This window comes from Streptomyces sp. SAI-127 (assembly GCF_029894425.1).
Classification (GTDB): Bacteria; Actinomycetota; Actinomycetes; order Streptomycetales; family Streptomycetaceae; genus Streptomyces.
The window spans coordinates 4,173,173-4,190,303 of sequence record NZ_JARXYJ010000001.1; the positions used below are offsets into that span (position 1 = coordinate 4,173,173).

11 protein-coding genes are annotated in these 17,131 nt (G+C 71.4%); 5 read left to right on the forward strand and 6 right to left on the reverse strand.

Features of this window, described 5'->3' with window-relative positions; all coding sequences use genetic code 11:
* Positions 1-32: 32 nt before the first annotated feature.
* Both M2157_RS18930 and M2157_RS18935 read left to right on the forward strand, forming a co-directional pair.
* Complete coding sequence (locus tag M2157_RS18930) at positions 33-2,696, forward strand: glycosyltransferase family 4 protein (protein ID WP_280865781.1); 2,664 nt, start codon at positions 33-35, stop codon at positions 2,694-2,696.
* Between the two features lie 168 nt (positions 2,697-2,864).
* Positions 2,865-3,998, forward strand: a complete 1,134-nt coding sequence (locus M2157_RS18935; RefSeq protein ID WP_280862943.1) for an acyltransferase — start codon at positions 2,865-2,867, stop codon at positions 3,996-3,998.
* A gap of 48 nt (positions 3,999-4,046) precedes the next feature.
* Here M2157_RS18935 and M2157_RS18940 read toward each other — a convergent pair whose 3' ends face one another.
* The 3 genes from M2157_RS18940 to M2157_RS18950 all read right to left on the reverse strand — a co-directional run bounded on the left by M2157_RS18940 (position 4,047) and on the right by M2157_RS18950 (position 10,376).
* Positions 4,047-7,394, reverse strand: coding sequence for an ALF repeat-containing protein (locus tag M2157_RS18940; protein ID WP_280865782.1), 3,348 nt, complete (start codon positions 7,392-7,394; stop codon positions 4,047-4,049).
* A gap of 182 nt (positions 7,395-7,576) precedes the next feature.
* Entirely contained in the window at positions 7,577-9,778 is a 2,202-nt protein-coding gene (locus M2157_RS18945; protein WP_280865783.1) for a S1 family peptidase, read from the reverse strand.
* A gap of 97 nt (positions 9,779-9,875) precedes the next feature.
* A complete protein-coding gene (locus M2157_RS18950) occupies positions 9,876-10,376 on the reverse strand; it encodes a hypothetical protein (RefSeq protein WP_280862946.1) in 501 nt (166 codons plus the stop codon).
* 423 nt (positions 10,377-10,799) lie between these two features.
* On the opposite strand from M2157_RS18950, the gene M2157_RS18955 reads away from it, so the two are divergent.
* Positions 10,800-11,681: a class I SAM-dependent methyltransferase gene (locus M2157_RS18955; protein WP_280865784.1), complete on the forward strand. Its 882-nt coding sequence runs from the start codon at positions 10,800-10,802 to the stop codon at positions 11,679-11,681.
* Here the strand turns inward: M2157_RS18955 and M2157_RS18960 are convergent.
* Complete coding sequence (locus M2157_RS18960; protein WP_280862948.1) at positions 11,647-12,324, reverse strand: TetR/AcrR family transcriptional regulator; 678 nt, start codon at positions 12,322-12,324, stop codon at positions 11,647-11,649. The genes M2157_RS18955 and M2157_RS18960 overlap by 35 nt on opposite strands.
* A 70-nt stretch (positions 12,325-12,394) precedes the next feature.
* Here M2157_RS18960 and M2157_RS18965 point away from each other — a divergent pair, with 70 nt between their 5' ends.
* Positions 12,395-13,792, forward strand: a complete 1,398-nt coding sequence (locus tag M2157_RS18965; RefSeq protein ID WP_280865785.1) for an FAD-dependent oxidoreductase — start codon at positions 12,395-12,397, stop codon at positions 13,790-13,792.
* Here the strand turns inward: M2157_RS18965 and leuE are convergent.
* Positions 13,782-14,432 carry a leucine efflux protein LeuE gene (gene leuE / locus M2157_RS18970; protein WP_280865786.1) on the reverse strand — a complete coding sequence of 217 codons (651 nt, stop codon included), beginning with the start codon at positions 14,430-14,432 and terminating at the stop codon, positions 13,782-13,784. The genes M2157_RS18965 and leuE overlap by 11 nt on opposite strands.
* A 17-nt stretch (positions 14,433-14,449) precedes the next feature.
* A complete protein-coding gene (locus M2157_RS18975; RefSeq protein ID WP_280862951.1) occupies positions 14,450-16,030 on the reverse strand; it encodes a methylmalonyl-CoA mutase family protein in 1,581 nt (526 codons plus the stop codon).
* A gap of 123 nt (positions 16,031-16,153) precedes the next feature.
* On the opposite strand from M2157_RS18975, the gene M2157_RS18980 reads away from it, so the two are divergent.
* Positions 16,154-16,975 carry a L,D-transpeptidase family protein gene (locus M2157_RS18980; protein WP_280865787.1) on the forward strand — a complete coding sequence of 274 codons (822 nt, stop codon included), beginning with the start codon at positions 16,154-16,156 and terminating at the stop codon, positions 16,973-16,975.
* The last annotated feature ends 156 nt before the right edge of the window (positions 16,976-17,131 follow it).

The following is a 17,131-nucleotide window of genomic DNA, read 5'->3' on the forward strand; positions in this document are numbered from 1 at the left end:
AGACTTATCCCCAACTGTGGGCAGGTACATCCATGCGTATCGCTGTATTCGTCGAGAACCGGAACGGTGTCGGTCTGGCCTCCGAGATCATGAAGGCTCCCGGAGCCGGCTCCCACTCCTTCCACCTGGTCACTGCCGACCGGGACGGCGATGTCGCCGCTTGGATCGAGGAGGAGGCCGCGGCCCGGTTCGACGGTCTCGCGGTGCGCAACCTCTTCACGGTCGACGAGGCGTTCAGCGCCGACGAGTTCCTGGAGGAACTCGGCTACCGATTACGGGCGTTCGCCGAGCGGGAGGACATCGACCGGCTGGTGTTCTTCAACGACCAGTCGCAGCGCGGCAGACGGGTCGCGGGAGCGTTAGGCCGCTCAGTCCCGCTGGTCCTGGTGCAGGACGGCCACCTGGACTTCCACTTCAAGAAGACCGACGCCGGACTGCATGACCAGAACTGGTACTACGGCTCCTCGTCCCCCGCCGCCGTCTGCGTCTGGGGCCCGGCCACGGCCAACCATCTGACGTTCCGTACCGGGGACGCCGACCCGCCGGTCCACATCACCGGCGCGCTGGGCCACAGCGACGACCCGGCCCTGCTGCGTGCGGCCCGCTCCACCACCCACCGGCACGCCAAGGACCCCGGCGAGCCGCTGCGGATCGTGGTCCTCGACCAGCCGCTGAGCAACCAGAACAAGCTCTCCCGCAGCGATCACCGCACCCAGCTGACCGAACTGTGCGAGGCCCTCGCCGAGTTCGGCACGGTCGAGATCAAGCCGCACCCCTCCACCCTCGGCGGCCACCTCGACTGGCTGCGGACCCTGCCCGACGTGACGGTCCTCGACGAGAAGGCGCTCCTGGACGCCGAGGCGCTCGACGGCTACGACCTCGCCGTCACCTTCTTCTCCACCACCTACCTCCAGACGCTGCGCGCAGGCACTCCGCTGATCCTCTTCAGCCCGCCGCCGCTGAACATCGTCTTCCCGACCATCAACCACCCCCTGCTGCGCAACGTGGGAACCGTCGGCGAGCTCGTCGACGTCGTCGCCGATCTGCAGCGCTCGGGCAAGTTCACGGCCAACGTGCACGGCGAGCCCGTCGAGCACTTCATCAGCTTCCACGACGACGTCCCCGAGCGGGTCCTCGGCATCGTCGAGAAGGCCGCCGTGCCCGCCGAGCCGCCGGCCCCGCGGTGGACCTCCGCCGAGGGCGCGCACGTGGGTGTGTCGCGGGCCGAGCGGGCGCTGCACGCCGTCCAGCGGCGGGTGGTCCGGCCGCGCTCGCTGGCCGTGCTGGGCCTCGGGTTCTCGTACGTCACCGGAGTGGCGATCCCGGTCCTCACCTACACCCAGGCACTGCTCGCGCAGAGCCCGGTCGACATCCGCTACTTCGACCTAGGCGCCTACAGCCGTGCCGAGGACGTCATGGCGGAACTGGAGGGGACCGAGGTCGTGCTGGTCAACAGCCTGGCGCCGTTCTGGCGTTCGCCGCTGGCCAATGAGCTGGTGCAGGCGTTGCAGGAGGCCGGCAAGTCCGTGGTGCTGTACGCCCACGAGACCGAGTACGTCATGAACTTCGAGGGCGGCCAGCACACCCTGCGCCACCAGGAGATGCTCAAGCTGCTGCCGAAGCTCAAGGTGCTGTGCGTCTCCACCTCCCAGGCCGACATGTTCCGCGCGCTCGGGGTGAGCGACCCGGTCGTGGTCTACAACACGGTTCCGCGCGACACCCACCGCGCCCGGGCCCGGCGTACTCCGGGCGAGCGGCCGCGGATCGTGATGGTCGGCTCGATGCAGGACCGCAAGGGCCTCGACCTGTTCTCGCGGGTCGCGGAGCTGGCGTACACGCAGGGGCTGCCGTGGCGGTTCGCGTGGATCGGCCACAAGACGTGGCGGATCGGCCCCTCGACGCTGCTGTCGGATCGCGTCGAGTGGATGGGAGCGCTCTCACGGGACCGGGTGCGCGAGGAACTCGCCGCCTCGGACGTCTTCTTCCTCTCCAGCGTCGACGACCCGATGCCGCTGTCGGTGGTGGAGGCCGTGCAGCAGCGGCTGCGCGCGGTCACCTACCACCGGGTGGGCTCCCGGGAGGTCCTCGAGGGCGTGGCCGGCTACCGCTCGTTCGCCGAGTACACGCCGGAGGCGGCGCTCGACGCGCTGCGCCGGGTGCTGGACGAGGAGGTCTCGGAGACCGACTACCAGGACGTCGAGGACCTGTTCGACATCCCCGCGTTCACCGCCCGGATGACGACGGCGCTCGGCCTGCCCGGACCGGGTGACAGCGGGCGGCCGATGACCGTCACCGACCCCGAGGAGGGGGCCGGCGAAGGGGACACGCCGGCCTTCTCCGCGGTGCTCTCCCGGCACGGCAAGTACCTCGCGGAGGACTTCGCCCGGCACTTCGAGAAGGGCCGGCACGACGACGCCCTGCGCGTGGGCACCGAGATCCTGCGCCGCAGACAGCCCGTCGACATCCTCCTCGGCATGGCGGAGATCCGGGCCCGGCGCGGCCAGACCGGGGAGGCGTGCCGGCTGCTGTCGGCGGCGGTGCTGGCAGGCGGCGAGCGGGCCAGGGTGTGGACCGAGGTGGCCCGGGTCGCCGGACTGCTCGGCACCCGGGGGCGTGCCATCCGCCAGCTCGCCCGCAAGGAGGCGGTCCGCATCCAGGTCGGCAACCGTTCCGCGCGGCTGCTGAAGTCGGAGTAGGCGGTGAGGGGTTGCTCCGGGGAGCCGGGAACACTACGGGAATCCTGTACGACAGCCAGGTGAACCCTTGGAGAGAGCTGAGCGAAGAGCGATCTGCTCGAACAAAAGTACTCAGGGTGGTGCCTAACCTGCTGGTGGACGCCACTTCTCCCTGCTAGGGGTACCACCGTGACCGAGACGGTCGTGAGCACCACCAAGCCGCAGTCCGTCACGGCTGCACCCGTTCAGGTCGTGCCGGTGAAGCGCGCGGGGGGCCGGCTTCGCGCGCTGGACGGACTGCGGCTGGTCGCCGCGCTGATGGTGGCGCTCTACCACTACGGCGGGCGCGGCGGCTTCGTCACCCAGGCCTGGGGCAGCTCGCCCAAGGAGCAGTTCCCCACCCTGCACACGCCGTTCGCCTACGGCTGTCTCGGCGTCCAGATCTTCTTCGTCATCAGCGGCTTCGTCATCTGCATGAGCGGCTGGGGCCGTCCGCTGCGCTCGTTCTTCGCCTCCCGGGTGTCCCGGCTGATGCCCGCGTACTGGGCGGCCGTCCTCCTCGTCGCCGGGGTGTTCGCCCTCCCGTGGGTCGTCTACAAGACGGTCTCGCCGAGCGACGCCCTGGTGAACCTGACCCTGCTCCAGCAGCCGCTGGGCGTCGACCGGGTGCTCGGCGTCGACTGGACCCTGTGGGCGGAGATCCGCTTCTACGCCCTGTTCGCCCTGGTCGTGGTCCTGCCGGGGGCGAGCCGGCGCCGGGTCGTCATGTTCTGCGCGTGCTGGACGCTGGCGGCCGCGATCGCCCAGGGCGCGAAGATGCCCGTGCTGGACATCGTGCTGATGCCGGAGTACGCGCCGTTCTTCATCGGCGGGATGGGCCTCTACCTGGTCCACCGCGACCGCAAGGACGTCTACGCGTGGGGCATCGTCGCCGTCAGCTTCCTGATCGGCCAGCACTACGCGGTGCGCGACCTGTGGAACGTCTCGGACCCGAACGCCTTCGCCCACCGGACGTCGTACGGCATCGTCCTGGTCGTCGCCTTCGGGTTCCTCGCCGTCGCCGCGATCGCGCTCGGCTGGCTGGAGTGGGCCAACTGGCGCTGGCTGACGGTGGCCGGGGCGTTGACGTACCCCTTCTACCTGGTGCACGAACACCTGGGCTGGGTGGTGATCAAGGTCCTCCACCGTGACCTGGACCTGCCGTCGGCCGTGACCTTCGCACTGACTCTGGCGTCGATGCTGACGCTGGCCTGGCTGCTGAACCGCTTCGTCGAGGACCGGCTGACCCCGCGGCTGCGCACGGCGCTGAACAAGGCGCGCTGAGCCGGCCGTTCTCCGAGGCGGTGATCCGCCCCGGAGAACGGCGTGCTGCTAGAACAGGTCCCCGAGCGCGTGGAAGACCGGGGAGACCGCGTGGGCCGCGGACGATCCGATGGTCGACGCCGTGTGGGTGAGGCCGTCGAGCCCACCGACATACCGGCTCGCGCCGAACGAGAACAGTTCGAGAGCGGTGTTGCCGGCGGCCGTCCAGAACTCACTGCTGTCGAAGCCGTAGCCGATTCCGGTGTAGATCGTGGCGAGACCGGACGCGGCGATCCCGGCGATCGCGAAACCAGCGGCGAACGGCTCCACCTCGGGTCCGAGAACCAGCCCCGAGAGCCCGATGATGACGGCGCACTTGGTGAAGGCGTCGGCCGTCTTCTCCAGTTGCTCCGCCGTTTCGCGGGCCGACTCCTGCGTCTCGGAGGGCTCGTCCTCGACGGTGTCGTTCTCCGCGGAGTCGGCGGGGTAGGACCCGGACTGCCGGTCGTCGAGCGAGTCCATGGCCGCCTGCTTGGCCTTCGCCGCCAGCTCGGCGTTCCGCTTCTGCACCTCGAACTGGCGTGCTTCGCTGGCCGCGGTGGCGGCGGTGGCCGCGTCCGCCTGCGCCTGGAGCTTCGCGGCCCGGGCCGCGGTGGCCGACGCCTGGGCCGTGTTGGCGGAGGCGATGGCACTGGCGGCCGCCGACACCGCCTTGTTCGCCGAGTAGTTCGCCGCGCGCGCGGCCTTACGAGCGGTGCTCGCCGCGGTCGCCGCCCGGTCGGCCGCGGCCTGCGCGTCCTTGGCGGACTGTTCGGCGGAGTCCGCGTTCGCGTCGGCCTGCGTCGCGTAGGTGTCGGCCTGCGCGGCGGCCGCCAGCGCCTTGTCGGCCCACTGCTGCGCCTCCGCCGCGGCCGCGCGAGCCGTGGCGGCAGCCTTCTGGGCGGTGCACGCGTCCGCCTGTGCCTTCTGCGCGACCTTCGCGGCGGCGGCGATCGCGCCCTGCATGGCGGAGACGTGGGCCGCCCAGTCGTAGTCGAGCTGCGCGGTCGTGTGCCGCACCTTGGCGATGAAGTTGCGGCGTATCCAGGCCGGGGCTTCCATCGCGGCCTGGGCATAGGCCTTGGTGTACGGGCCGGCGTCGGCCAGCAGGGCGGAGGTCGCCTCGGTGTCGTCCTCCTGCTGCGCCTGCTCGTAGGCGGTGGTGAAGAACTCGCGCAGGGCGTCGGCGGTGCCGGCGTCCAGCGCCGCGTTCACCGCCTCGGTCACGGCCCTGCCCGGGTTCTGCGCGAGAATCGCGGTGGCCCTGACCCGGTTGTCCGCGGCGGCCGCCTCGAACAGACCGGTGTCGAGGAAGGCGGTGCCCGCGTCCGGGTCGGAGTCGGCCAGCATCGTGACCACCGCGTTGGCCACGTCCGGGCTGGTGAGGGTCTGGGCGACGTAGACGGCCGTCTCGCGGTCGTCCTGCCGCTGCGCGAGCAGCCGGTCGGTGTCGATCCAGGCGTGCACATCGGCGTCCGTGCCGGACAGGGCGTAGCGTGCGGCTTCGCGCGACCAGGTGCCGGTCGCGTTCATCACGGCGACGGCGGCCCGGCGTCCGACGGAGGCGGCCCGGTCCGTGTCACCGTCCTGAAGTGCCTGTTCGGCCTGGATGACGAGGTCCTTGGTGGCCTGCACGGTCTGCGCGGTCTGGCTGCGCTTGTCCGCGTACTCGGCCCGGCTCTGTGCCTCCTGCTCCGAGAGCTGACGGCACTCCTCCATCGCCTCCTTCATGTCGGCGTCCAGGCGCTGCTGCTCGGCGTCCCGCGCCTGCTCCTCCACCTCGACCGCCTTCTCGACGGCGGCGACGGCGGCGTTCGCGGCGGTGGTGGCCGCGTTCGCGAACGCGGTGGACTTGTTGGCGTAGTCGAGGGCCTGTCCCGCGTACGTGACCGCCCACTCGGCGGCGTCCGCGGCGGCGTCCGCGTGGTCTGCGGCGTCGTTGGCGGCGTCGCGGGCGGCTGCCGCCGCTGCCGCGGCCTGGTCCGCGAGCGCCTGGGCGCTCGCCGCGGCACTGGTGGCGACCGCCGCGTTGTTGCTCGCGATCGTGGCCTGCCGCTTGGCCTCGGCGGCCTCGGCCTGGGCCACGCCGGAGGCCGCCGCGGCCTCGGCCGAGGCGCTCGCGGCGGCCGCCGCGTTGTTCGCCGCCGAGGCGGCCGACGCGGCGGCGGCCTTGGACTGCCGGGACGAGGCGTTGGCGGCGTCCGCCGCGGCCGCGGCACTGCGGGCCTTGGCGGCGGCGTTGCGGGCGGCGACCGCGGCGTTCTTGGCGGCCGATGTCTGGGCGGCGTCCTTGGACGCGGCGATCGCCGCGTTGTACGCCTTCGCGGCGGCCGATCCGGCGGTGGCCGCGGCCTGGCTCGCGGCGGTGGCGGCGTAGGAGGCCCGGCGGGCCGCCTGGACGGAGGCCTGGGAGGCGCGGACGGCCACCCGGGCGGAGTCGGCGGCGCCGGACGCGGCCTGCGCCGCCTTGCGGGCCGCCGCGGCGGACTTGGCCACGTCCTGCTGGGCCGCCTTGGCCTCGGCCGCGGCCTCGAGCGCCGCGTCCTTCGCCTTCGCGGCGGACTCCTCCGCGCGGGCCGACGCCTCCACGGCCTCCTGCGTGCGCGCGTCCGCGTTCTTCCCCTCGCGTACGACGACGGCGACCAACTCGGCGATGGTCGCGGCCTCCTGGTCACGGGAGCGGGCGATGAACTGGCCGGTCTCCAGGAACCACGCGATGTCCGAGGCGGTGCCGTCCAGGGCCCGGGTGGCGTACTTCCGCACCTCGGGGCCGGCGGACACCATGAGGCTCGACACCTCGACGCGCATGTCCTCCTCGCGCGCGTCGTACTGGCCGGTCTCCAGGAAGGTCTCCAGGGCGCTCTGGGTACCGGTGTCGAGGGCGGTGTTGCCGGCGCGCAGCAGGGCCTTGCCACCGGTGCCCATCACCGTGGAGGTGGCGGCCTGCATGTCCTCCACGAAGGCGGACCGGTAGCCGGTGGAGACGAAGTCGGCGATGGCGGTGTCACCGGCCGCGAGGGCGGCGGCGGCCTCCCGCCGGGTGCCCTTGCCGGCACCGGCCAGGGCGGCGAGGACGGCCTCCCGCTTGTCCTGGGCGCCGGCCGCGGCCAGACCGGTCGACAGGAAGGTGCGGACGTCGGCGTCGGTGCCTGCGAGCGCGGTCTCCGCTGCGGCGCGGACCGCCGTACCGCCGATCATCCACGCCTGGACGGCCTTGCTCCGGTCGGTGTCGGGAAGGCTGAACGGATCGTCGCCGGTGGCCGAGTCGTCGGCGCGGGCCGGGGTGGGGCCGAAGACGAGGTTGGAGGTGGCGGCCGCGGCCGTGGAGGCCGCGAGGACGGCGAGGAGACGCCGTCTGCTCCAGTGGGTGGTGTCCACAGTGGTCCTTCGGGTTCGATGCCCGGCGAGGCGCACGGCGGATCGCCGGGCAGGCGGGAGCGACGGGGGGAGCCCGTCGGCATGCTGTGGTGCGGCGTGGGGGGTGTGGTGCGGAAAGCGGTGCGGGAACAGGGCGGGACGGGCCACCGATTGTGATCAGTGACCCGTCGGCTGCCGGACCGTCAGCGGATCGCCATGCCGAAGGCCTTGCCGGTCAGGGGCAGAGCGCCCACGCCGGGCTGATAGGTCGTCACCGTGGCGCCTGTGCCGCCCATGGCGTTGGACCAGGGGATGCCGTGGACGGCGCCGCGCTCGGCGGGACCGTACGGCATGCCGATCCACAGGTGGGTGCCGGTGGCGTTCAGGAACGCGCCGACCTTCTGTGCGGCGCCCGGGGTGCCCGGCAGGCCGCGCTCGTTGCCCGCCTGGATCCAGTGGTCGGAGTCGCCGGGCGCGCCGAGAAGCGAGAACGTCTGCACCATGCCCGCATCGGTGGCGGTGTCGATGTCCTTGCCGGGCACGCCGACCGCGAGCAGCAGCGTGGCGGTGGTTCCGACCGCCCTGGGGGCCGTGTTCGCCGCGGCCACCGCGGTGCCGAACCCGTCTCCGGCCGCCGAGGCTCCGCTCACCCCGGCGACGCCCTGGTGGACGGTGGCCAGCTCGCTGACCGTGCCGGAGGCGGAGATCCGCAGCGTGGAGACCTGGCCGGCGTCGGCGTAGGAGGTCGTGCCGACCCACAGGGTCTCGCCGGGAGTGCCGACCGCGAGGATCGAGTCGGTCGCGGAGGCCGCGCCGTCGGGACGGTAGGCGATCATCGAGAGCGCGGCGCCGAACCGGTCGCCGGCCTCGGCCGCGTCGCTGATGCCGCTGCTGTCCTGGTCGACGGTCGCCACCGGGGTGGGGATGCCGGCCGCGCTCAGCGCGTGCTTGAAGATCGTCACGGAACCGGCGTCCGCCGCACCGGAGTCCGAGGTCTCGCCGGGGGCGCCGATGGCGAGGTTGTTCGGCGAGGCGGCGAGGGCGGCGCCGAAACGGTCGCCGGCCTCGATGACGCCGACCACTCCGGTGTCGTCCTGGTGGATCGAGGTGTTGGTGGAGCCGCGCAGGTAGAAGACCAGGCCGGCGTCCACATAGCCCTTGAGGTTCTTGCCGGGCACCCCGATCGCCAGGTACGGCTCACCGTCGGCGGCGGTGCCCGCGGCCAGCGCGGAGCCCATCCCGTCGCCCTCCACCGACGTGTTCGCGTCGATGGCGCCGGTGCCGGTGCCCTGCTGGTAGTTGAACGCGGCCCTGCCCTGGCCCAGGCCGTCGGGCGAGCCGTAGAGGACGGTCACCAGGCCGCCGTCCGCGACCTCGCCGATGTCCTCGTGCGGGACGCCCACGACGAGGTCGGAGCAGCCGTCCTCGTCCCAGTCGACCACGGCGAGCGTCTCACCGAAGCGGTCGCCCGCCTCGGCGCCGCCGGGCACGGTGTCGAGGTCCTGGTGGAGCACGGCGGACGTCCGGCCACCGCCGTAGACGACCTTCACGAGGCCGGCCTCGGACAGGCCGTTGACGGACGCCAGCGGATCGCCCACGGCGGTGTCCTCGACGCCGTCGCAGTCGAAGTCGGTGATCCGGGTCGCGCCGGCCTTGGAGGCGACCCAGTCGCCGAGGTCGTCGACGCGGGTCGCGATGCCGCCGGTGCGGGTCTCGGTGGTGTCGGTGCCGAAGCAACCGCCCTGCCAGGAGCGGCTGTTGACGGCTACCAGGGTGGCCTTGCCGCCGCTGACACGGATCTCGGGACCGCCTGCGTCGCCCGCGCACACGGCGGCGTCCTGACCCGTGACGGTGGCGGTGGTGGCGTCGGAGGAGTCCACCGACAGCGTGCCGGTGTGCAGCTTGAGCGGCGCCCACTCGTCCCGGGTACGGCCGTATCCGGTGAAGGTCAGCGTCTCGCCCGCGGCGGCCTGCGTGGTCGCCAGGGCGACGGGGGTCACGGTGGTGACCGGGCGGTTCAGTCGGGCGAGGACCAGGTCGCGGTCGGTGCGCGGGACCAGTTCGACGACCGTGCGGACCACCCCGGCGGTGGTGGTCAGGTCGGTGCGTCCGATGGTCGCGGTAGTGGTCAGCTTCGGCTTGCCGGCCGGCACCGTCGTGCTCGTGGCCGGGTCGTCGGCGAAGCAACTGGCCGCGGTCAGCAGCCATTCCGTGTCGACGAGGGTGCCGGAACAGGCGCGCGTGCCGTCGCCGATGTCGAGGCGGGCGGTGTAGCCGTAGGTGGCGTCGGACGCGGCGGTGCCGGTGACGGCCTGCGCGGGCAGGGCCGTCAGCGTGAGGGGCACCGTGAGCAGAGCCGTTCCGAGCGCGGTGAGCCGGGCGCGTCTGGCGTGTTGGGTGACCATGACTTCCTTGGGTCGAGGTCTGCCGCCCGGCGGATGCGGGACGGCAAAGTGGCTGATGGCGGAGGTTCGACAGGGCGCGGCTTACGCGCCCCGGGCGCTACTTGGAGGTCCTGATCTCCACGAGCATGAATTCGCGCCCCTCTTCGTCAGCGCTCTCGCCCACCGGGGTCCAGGCGTTCTGACTGATGTCGTACGACTGCTCCTCGGTACCGACCGTCATGTCGACCTGGGTCGTGTAGTCGTTGCCGCGGATGGCATAGACGGAGGGAATCTCCAGTGCCAGATAGCCGGAATTCCCGGTGGCCCGGAAGCAGACCTTCTCGCCCCGGTCACGGGCCCAGACCTCCAGCAGACCGGTCGGGCCGCACTCGGCGAGAACGATGTGGCCGTCGCCCCGCTTGAGGGTTATGCCCTGCTCCGCGAGGATTTTGTCGGCTCCCGGATAGGCGAAGTCCTCGACCGCGTAGCCGGGCGCCTCGTCGGCCACCGAGCCGAGCGGGGCGGTACCGCCGTGCCGGGCGGACGCCCCGGACGTGCCGTTCGCCACCGCGACCCAGGCGAGCGCGGCCACCGCCGCGGTGCCCAGCGCGCGGCGCATGAATCTCTTTCTCTTCGGCCGCGGCGAATCCGCAGATCTTTCCCTCATCACAGTCCTCGTCGTCGGTTCCGGACGCGGGACCGAAGGGGACTGGGCCGTGGATTCACCATATGAAGGCAGAGATTTCCGTAAAAGCGCGTTCATAACGTCACCCCCGTCGGCAGTCACTCGACAGCCCGCATGAAAAGCACTCACGCCGGGGCCGGAGAGAGTGACCGCGCAAGCGCTTGCTCGCCGCCCCTCTTCGCCCCACCCTCGGCGACGTCATGGAATCCACGCACTGAGGACACCGAATTAATCCTTCATGAACCGCCGGAAACAGAACGGCAAATGAAGGGCAATAAACGGAGGCCGACAGGTGAAATGAATAATTTCGCGTGTGCGGAGGTGTTCGACGGGCACCTCGACGAGCAAGAGTGGCTCATGGCCGATTCACAGCAGACCCATGCGCTACCCCGTCAGTTCGCCGACGTCCCCGGGTGGTTTCCCCCGCTGGACCAGGTGCTGTTCACCTGGTTCCTGGACCGGCAACGGTCTCAGGGCTTCGGCGGGGACCTGCTCGAACTGGGCGTCTACATGGGGAAGAGCGCGATCCTGCTCGGGCAGCACCTCCGGGACGGGGAGCGGTTCACGGTCTGCGACCTGTTCGGGGGCGAGGCGCCGGACGGCGCCAACAGCGCCGAGACCTCCAAGTCGTACGCCTCTCTGACCCGGCAGGCCTTCGAGCGGAACTACCTCTCCTTCCACGACACCCTGCCGAGGGTGATCGAGGGTCCCACCTCGGTCGTGCCCGGCGAAGTGGCCGAGGGCAGCTGCCGGTTCGTGCACGTCGACGCCTCGCACCTGTACGAGCACGTGTACGGCGACATCGGCGCGGCCCGCGAGATCCTGCGGCCCGAGGGTGTCGTCGTCCTGGACGACTTCCGCTCCGAGCACACCCCCGGTGTCTCCGTCGCCGTATGGGAGGCCGTGCTCAACCGCGGGCTGCGCCCGATCTGTCTCAGCACGCAGAAGCTGTACGGGACGTGGGGGGACCCGGAGCCCGTTCAGGAGGAGTTGCTGGAGATGCTGCGGGGGCGCACGGACGTCGGGCTGAGTGTGCAGGAGGCGGCCGGTCACCGGCTGATTCGGGCGCGGGCGCAGAAGATGCAGGCGCCGCCGTTCCCACGCTCACGGCACTATGTCGCGCCTGCCCCCGCGCCTGCCCCCGCTCCCAAGTCTCGCCGGTCTCCGGCCCGGCGGATCGCCGTGGATCTGCTGCCGCCCGTGGTCACGCGTGCGGTGCGGAAGGTGCGGGCCCGGTAGGCCCGTACTGCTTCTCGATTCCCGCCAGCACCAGGGCCAGCCCCTCCTCGTAATGCCGCTCGAAGTCCTGGAAGATCTCCGCGCCCGCCGCCGCCGACAACGGGAAGCCGTCCATCAGGCGGGCGCGTTCCGCCACGTCGAAGCCTTCGCGGCGCTCGCCGGGCAGTGGCTCCACGCCCTGCTCCTCGGTGACGAAGCCGAGCGTGTAGAGGTACGACGTCGACGTGGCCCGGACCGCCTGGGCGAGGGTGAAGCCGGCGGCCGTGAAGAGACGGAGGGTCTCCTCCATCTGCTCGACGTGGACCAGGCCCGTGAAGCGTGAGCCGCTGTAGACCTTGGCGCCGTCGCGGTAGCCGAGCAGGGCGGTGCGCAGGCCGCGGTTGGACTTGAGCAGGCGTTCGCGCCAGGTGTCGGACGGGTCGAGCTCGGTCCCGGCGACCATCCGCCGGAACATCTCCGTCGCCATCTCGTCGAGCAGCGCCTGCTTGTCCTTGAAGTGCCAGTACAGGGCGGGGGCCTTGACATCGAGTTCCCTGGCGATGGCCCGCAGGGTGAGGCCGTCGAGGCCCACTTCGTTCAGGAGCTTCAGGGCGGTGTCGGCGACCCGGGCGCGGTCCAGGGGCGGGCGTTTCTCCGTACTCACGCTTGACAGCTTAACAGCGTTAAGGGCACTCTCGAGGTTGACGGCACTTAACAGCGTTAAGGAGATGGGTATGAACACGGACGTACTGGTCGTCGGCGCCGGCCCCACCGGTCTCGCCCTCGGTATCGACCTCGCCCGGCGGGGCGTGGACGCGCTGGTCGTGGAGAAGGCGGACCGGCTGTTCCCGGGCTCACGCGGCAAGGGCCTCCAGCCACGCACGATGGAGGTCTTCGACGACCTCGGCGTGCTCGACGCGATCCTCGCGGTCGGCGGGACCTACCCGGTCGGCATGGTCTGGCAGGACGGCGAGCGGGTCGGCGAGCACCGGATGTTCGACCCGGCCGAGGCGACGGAGGACTCGCCGTACAACGCGCCCTGGATGGTGCCGCAGTGGCGCACCCAGCAGGTGCTGTTCGAACGGCTGGAGGAGCTGGGCGGGCGGGTGTCCTTCGGCCGGGAGGTCGTGGGGTTCGAGCAGGACGCCGACGGGGTGACCGTGCGCTTCGCGGCGGGCGCCGACGTCCGCGCCCGGTACGTGGTCGCCGCCGACGGCGGACGCTCGGTCGTCCGCCGGACACTCGGCATCGCCATGACCGGCGAGACGGTCGACCCGAACCCCCTCCTCGTCGCGGACGTCCGCATCACCGGCCTCGACCGGGACAACTGGCACGTCTTCCCGCCGCGCGGCGAGAGCGGCTACCTCGCTGTCTGCCCGCTCGCCGGCACCGAGGACTTCCAGGTCGTGGCCCAGTTCCCGGAGGGCACGGTGGTGGACCTGTCCCCCGACGCCATCCGCGCGGTCGTCACGGCACGCTCCCACCTGGCCGCCGAGTCGGTGACCGAGGTGCGCTGGGCCTCCGACTTCCGGCCCCGCGCGGCCCTCGCGGACCGTTTCCGCTCCGGCCGGATCTTCCTCGCCGGTGACGCGGCCCACGTCCACTCCCCCGCGGGCGGGCAGGGCCTGAACACGAGCGTCCAGGACGCGTACAACCTGGGCTGGAAGCTGGGCGCGGTGCTGCGGGGCGATGCCCCGGCCGCCCTCCTGGACACCTACGAGGAGGAACGCCGGCCCATCGCCGCGCACATGCTGGGCATCTCGACGGGCGTGCACCGGGGCGAGGTCCGCCGCGGCGAGGCGACCCGCCAACTGGGCCTGGGGTACCGGGACTCGTCCCTCACGGAGGAGACGCGCACGGCACCGAGCGGGCTCCGCGCCGGCGACCGCGCCCCCGACGGCAAGCTGGACGGCGTCCGCCTCTTCGACGCGTTCCGGGGCCCGCACTGGACGCTGGTGGCGGTGGGCGTGGAGGCACCGGAGCTGCCGGAGTCCGTGCGTGTGGTCACCGGCGAGGACCAGCCGTCGTACGGGAAGGGGCTGTTCCTGGTGCGTCCGGACGGCTATGTGGGCTGGGCGGGTGAGGACGCCGCGACGCTGGTGAGTTATGCCGGCCGAACGGTCACGCGCTAGCGAACGACAACTTCACCGCGAACCCGAGGAACAGCGCCCCGGCCGCCGAGGTCGCCCCCGCCGACAACCTGCGCCGACGCCGGAAGGCATCCGCCAGCCTCGTCCCGCCGAATATCAGCGCGGTGAGGTACAGGAAGCTGGCCAGCTGGGCGAAGGCTCCCAGGACGACGAACGAGATCGCCGGATAGGCGTATCCCGGATCCACGAACTGCACGAAGAAGGCGACGAAGAACAGGATCGCCTTGGGGTTGAACAGACTGATCACGAGGGCCCTGCGACACGGCCGCTCGTCACCGGCCCCGGCGACGGGAGCCTCCTCGGCGGTCTGCTCCCGCCGGGCCCGCCACATCCCCCACGCGGCCCGCAGCATCCCCACCGCGAGCCAGGTCAGATACCCGGCCCCCGCGTACTTCACGATCCCGAACAGCACGGCGTTGGCCTGGAGCAGCGAGGCGACCCCGGCCGCGGACAGGGTCATCAGCACGGCGTCCCCGCACCAGACGCCCGCCGCCGCCGTGTACCCGGCCCGTACTCCCCGCCGCGCGGCGACGGAGACGACGTACAGCGAGTTGGGGCCGGGCAGCAGGACTATCAGGACGAGGCCGGCCAGATAAGTGGGGAGGTCGATGACACCGAACATGGGAACGAGTGTCGCACTCAGAACGCGTCCGACGGGACATAGGTGCCCCACACCTCGCGCAGCGCGTTGCACACCTCGCCCACCGTCGCGCGGGCCTTGAGCGCGTCCTTCATCGGGTGGAGGACGTTGTCCTCGCCCTCGGCGGCCTTCTTCAGGGCGGCGAGGGCCGAGTCCACCGCGGACCGGTCGCGCTCGGCACGGAGTCGGGCCAGCCGCTCCGCCTGCTGGGCCTCGATGGCGGGGTCGACGCGAAGGGGCTCGTAGGGCTCCTCCTCGTCAAGCTGGAAGCGGTTGACACCCACGACCACCCGCTCGCCCGAGTCGGTTTCCTGGGCGATGCGGTAGGCGTTGTGCTCGATCTCGTTCTTCTGGAAGCCGTGCTCGATGGCGGCGACCGCACCGCCGAGGTCCTCGACCTTCCGCATCAGATCGAGTGCCGCGGCCTCGACGTCGTCCGTCATCTTCTCGATGACGTACGAGCCCGCGAACGGGTCGACCGTCGCCGTCACGTCGGTCTCGTAGGCCAGCACCTGCTGGGTGCGCAGGGCCAGGCGGGCGGACTTGTCGGTCGGCAGGGCGATGGCCTCGTCGTAGGAGTTGGTGTGCAGTGACTGGGTGCCGCCGAGGACGGCTGCGAGGCCCTGGACGGCGACCCTGACCAGGTTGACCTCCGGCTGCTGGGCCGTCAGCTGGACCCCGGCCGTCTGGGTGTGGAAGCGGAGCATCAGGGACTTCGGGTTCCGCGCGCCGAACTCGTCCCGCATCACCCTCGCCCAAATCCGGCGGGCCGCACGGAACTTGGCGACCTCCTCCAGGATCGTCGTACGCGCCACGAAGAAGAAGGACAGGCGCGGAGCGAAGTCGTCGACGTCCATGCCGGCCGCGACCGCCGTGCGCACGTACTCAATGCCGTCCGCCAGCGTGAACGCGATCTCCTGCGCGGGCGAGGCACCGGCCTCCGCCATGTGGTAACCGGAGATCGAGATCGTGTTCCACCGGGGGATCTCGGCCTGGCAGTACTTGAAGATGTCGGCGATCAGGCGCAGCGACGGCTTCGGCGGGAAGATGTACGTGCCGCGCGCGATGTACTCCTTCAGCACGTCGTTCTGGATCGTGCCGGTGAGCCGGTCGGCGCCGACGCCCTGCTCCTCGGCGACCAGTTGGTACAGGAGCAGCAGAAGGGCCGCGGGGGCGTTGATCGTCATCGACGTCGACACCTGGTCCAGCGGGATCCCGCCGAACAGCACCCGCATGTCGTCGATCGAGTCGATCGCGACACCGACCTTGCCGACCTCGCCGTGCGCGATCGGGGCGTCGGAGTCGTGGCCCATCTGGGTGGGCAGGTCGAAGGCGACCGACAGGCCCGTCGTGCCGTGGGCGATCAACTGCCGGTAGCGGGCGTTGGACTCCACGGCCGTGCCGAAACCGGCGTACTGGCGCATCGTCCAGGGGCGGCCCGTGTACATCGACGGATACACGCCCCGCGTGAAGGGGTACCCGCCCGGCTCACCGAGCTTCTCCTCGGGGCTCCAGCCCTGAAGGGTCTCGGGACCGTAGACGGGTTCGATGGGCAGTCCGGACTCCGACTCACGCGTCATGCCCACCACCGTATTGCGGTCTCGGGCGAAGCGCCGCCGGGTCGTTCGCAACCGGCCGTCCGGGGGGAGACATCTCAGGGGATGCCGGTGAGACGACAGGGGGTCCGGATGCGTACTACGGGCATGGGGAGATCGTTCGCCGCACTGCTGGTCCTGGCGTTGGCCTCCGGCTGTACGGTGCAGACCGCCGACGGGGACGGCGACGGCAAGCGGCGTCTACCGGTACGGATCGAGGTCCCGAAGCGCAGTACGCCACCGGCGGACGACGACCCGAAGCCGAGTGCGACACCGTCCGCTCCGGCCGCCGCGCCCGCCGCCGTGCTGTGGTCGCGCGGCGACTCCGGGCGGGATGTGCGGGAGTTGCAGGCCCGGCTACGGCAGGTCGCGTGGCTCTACGACGGGCCGACGGGGTCGTACGACGACCTCACCGAGCGCGCGGTCGAGGGGTTCCAGGGCAAGCGCGGGCTGCCGAGGACCGGGAAGACCGACACGGTCACCTGGAAGCGGCTGGTGAACATGACGCACGAGCCGGGCAAGTGGGAGCTGTATCTGATGGGCGGGCAGCCGGCCGACGCGCCGGACGCACGCTGTCTGACCGGGCGGGTGCTGTGCATCAGCAAGACGAGCCGGACACTGCGCTGGATGATCGACGGCCGGACGGTGAGGACCGTGCCGGTCCGCTTCGGCTCGGTGGGGACGCCGACCCGTGAGGGCGTGTTCAGCGTCTACTGGAAGTCCCGGCACCATGTGTCGACGCTCTACGACTCGCCGATGCCGTACGCCATGTTCTTCAGCGGCGGCCAGGCGGTGCACTACTCGGCCGACTTCGCGGCCCACGGATACGCGGGTGCCTCGCACGGCTGCGTCAATGTGCGGGACGAGGCGGCGATCGCCGGCCTGTTCGCCCAGGTACGGAACGGCGACAAGGTCGTCGTCCACTGGTGAGTTCCGCGAGGAGGAGTTAGGGGCGCGGACGGGACCGGGGGAACGTGTCCCGCCCGCGCCAGGTGCACGAGCCGTAGGTACGGGGGGAACCCCGGCTCTGTGCGACGGCCGATGACCAGTCGGCTCACTCAGTACTGCGCTACAGCGGCCGAAAAC

Excerpts from the sequence above, each read along its gene's own strand:
- M2157_RS18965 (WP_280865785.1), top strand. The coding sequence starts at position 12,395 with ATGAACACGGACGTACTGGTCGTCGGCGCCGGCCCCACCGGTCTCGCC.
- M2157_RS18930 (WP_280865781.1), top strand. The coding sequence starts at position 33 with ATGCGTATCGCTGTATTCGTCGAGAACCGGAACGGTGTCGGTCTGGCC.
- M2157_RS18945 (WP_280865783.1), bottom strand. The coding sequence starts at position 9,778 with ATGGTCACCCAACACGCCAGACGCGCCCGGCTCACCGCGCTCGGAACG.
- M2157_RS18975 (WP_280862951.1), bottom strand. The coding sequence starts at position 16,030 with ATGACGCGTGAGTCGGAGTCCGGACTGCCCATCGAACCCGTCTACGGT.
- M2157_RS18955 (WP_280865784.1), top strand. The coding sequence starts at position 10,800 with ATGGCCGATTCACAGCAGACCCATGCGCTACCCCGTCAGTTCGCCGAC.
- M2157_RS18980 (WP_280865787.1), top strand. The coding sequence starts at position 16,154 with ATGGGGAGATCGTTCGCCGCACTGCTGGTCCTGGCGTTGGCCTCCGGC.
- leuE (WP_280865786.1), bottom strand. The coding sequence starts at position 14,432 with ATGTTCGGTGTCATCGACCTCCCCACTTATCTGGCCGGCCTCGTCCTG.
- M2157_RS18950 (WP_280862946.1), bottom strand. The coding sequence starts at position 10,376 with ATGCGCCGCGCGCTGGGCACCGCGGCGGTGGCCGCGCTCGCCTGGGTC.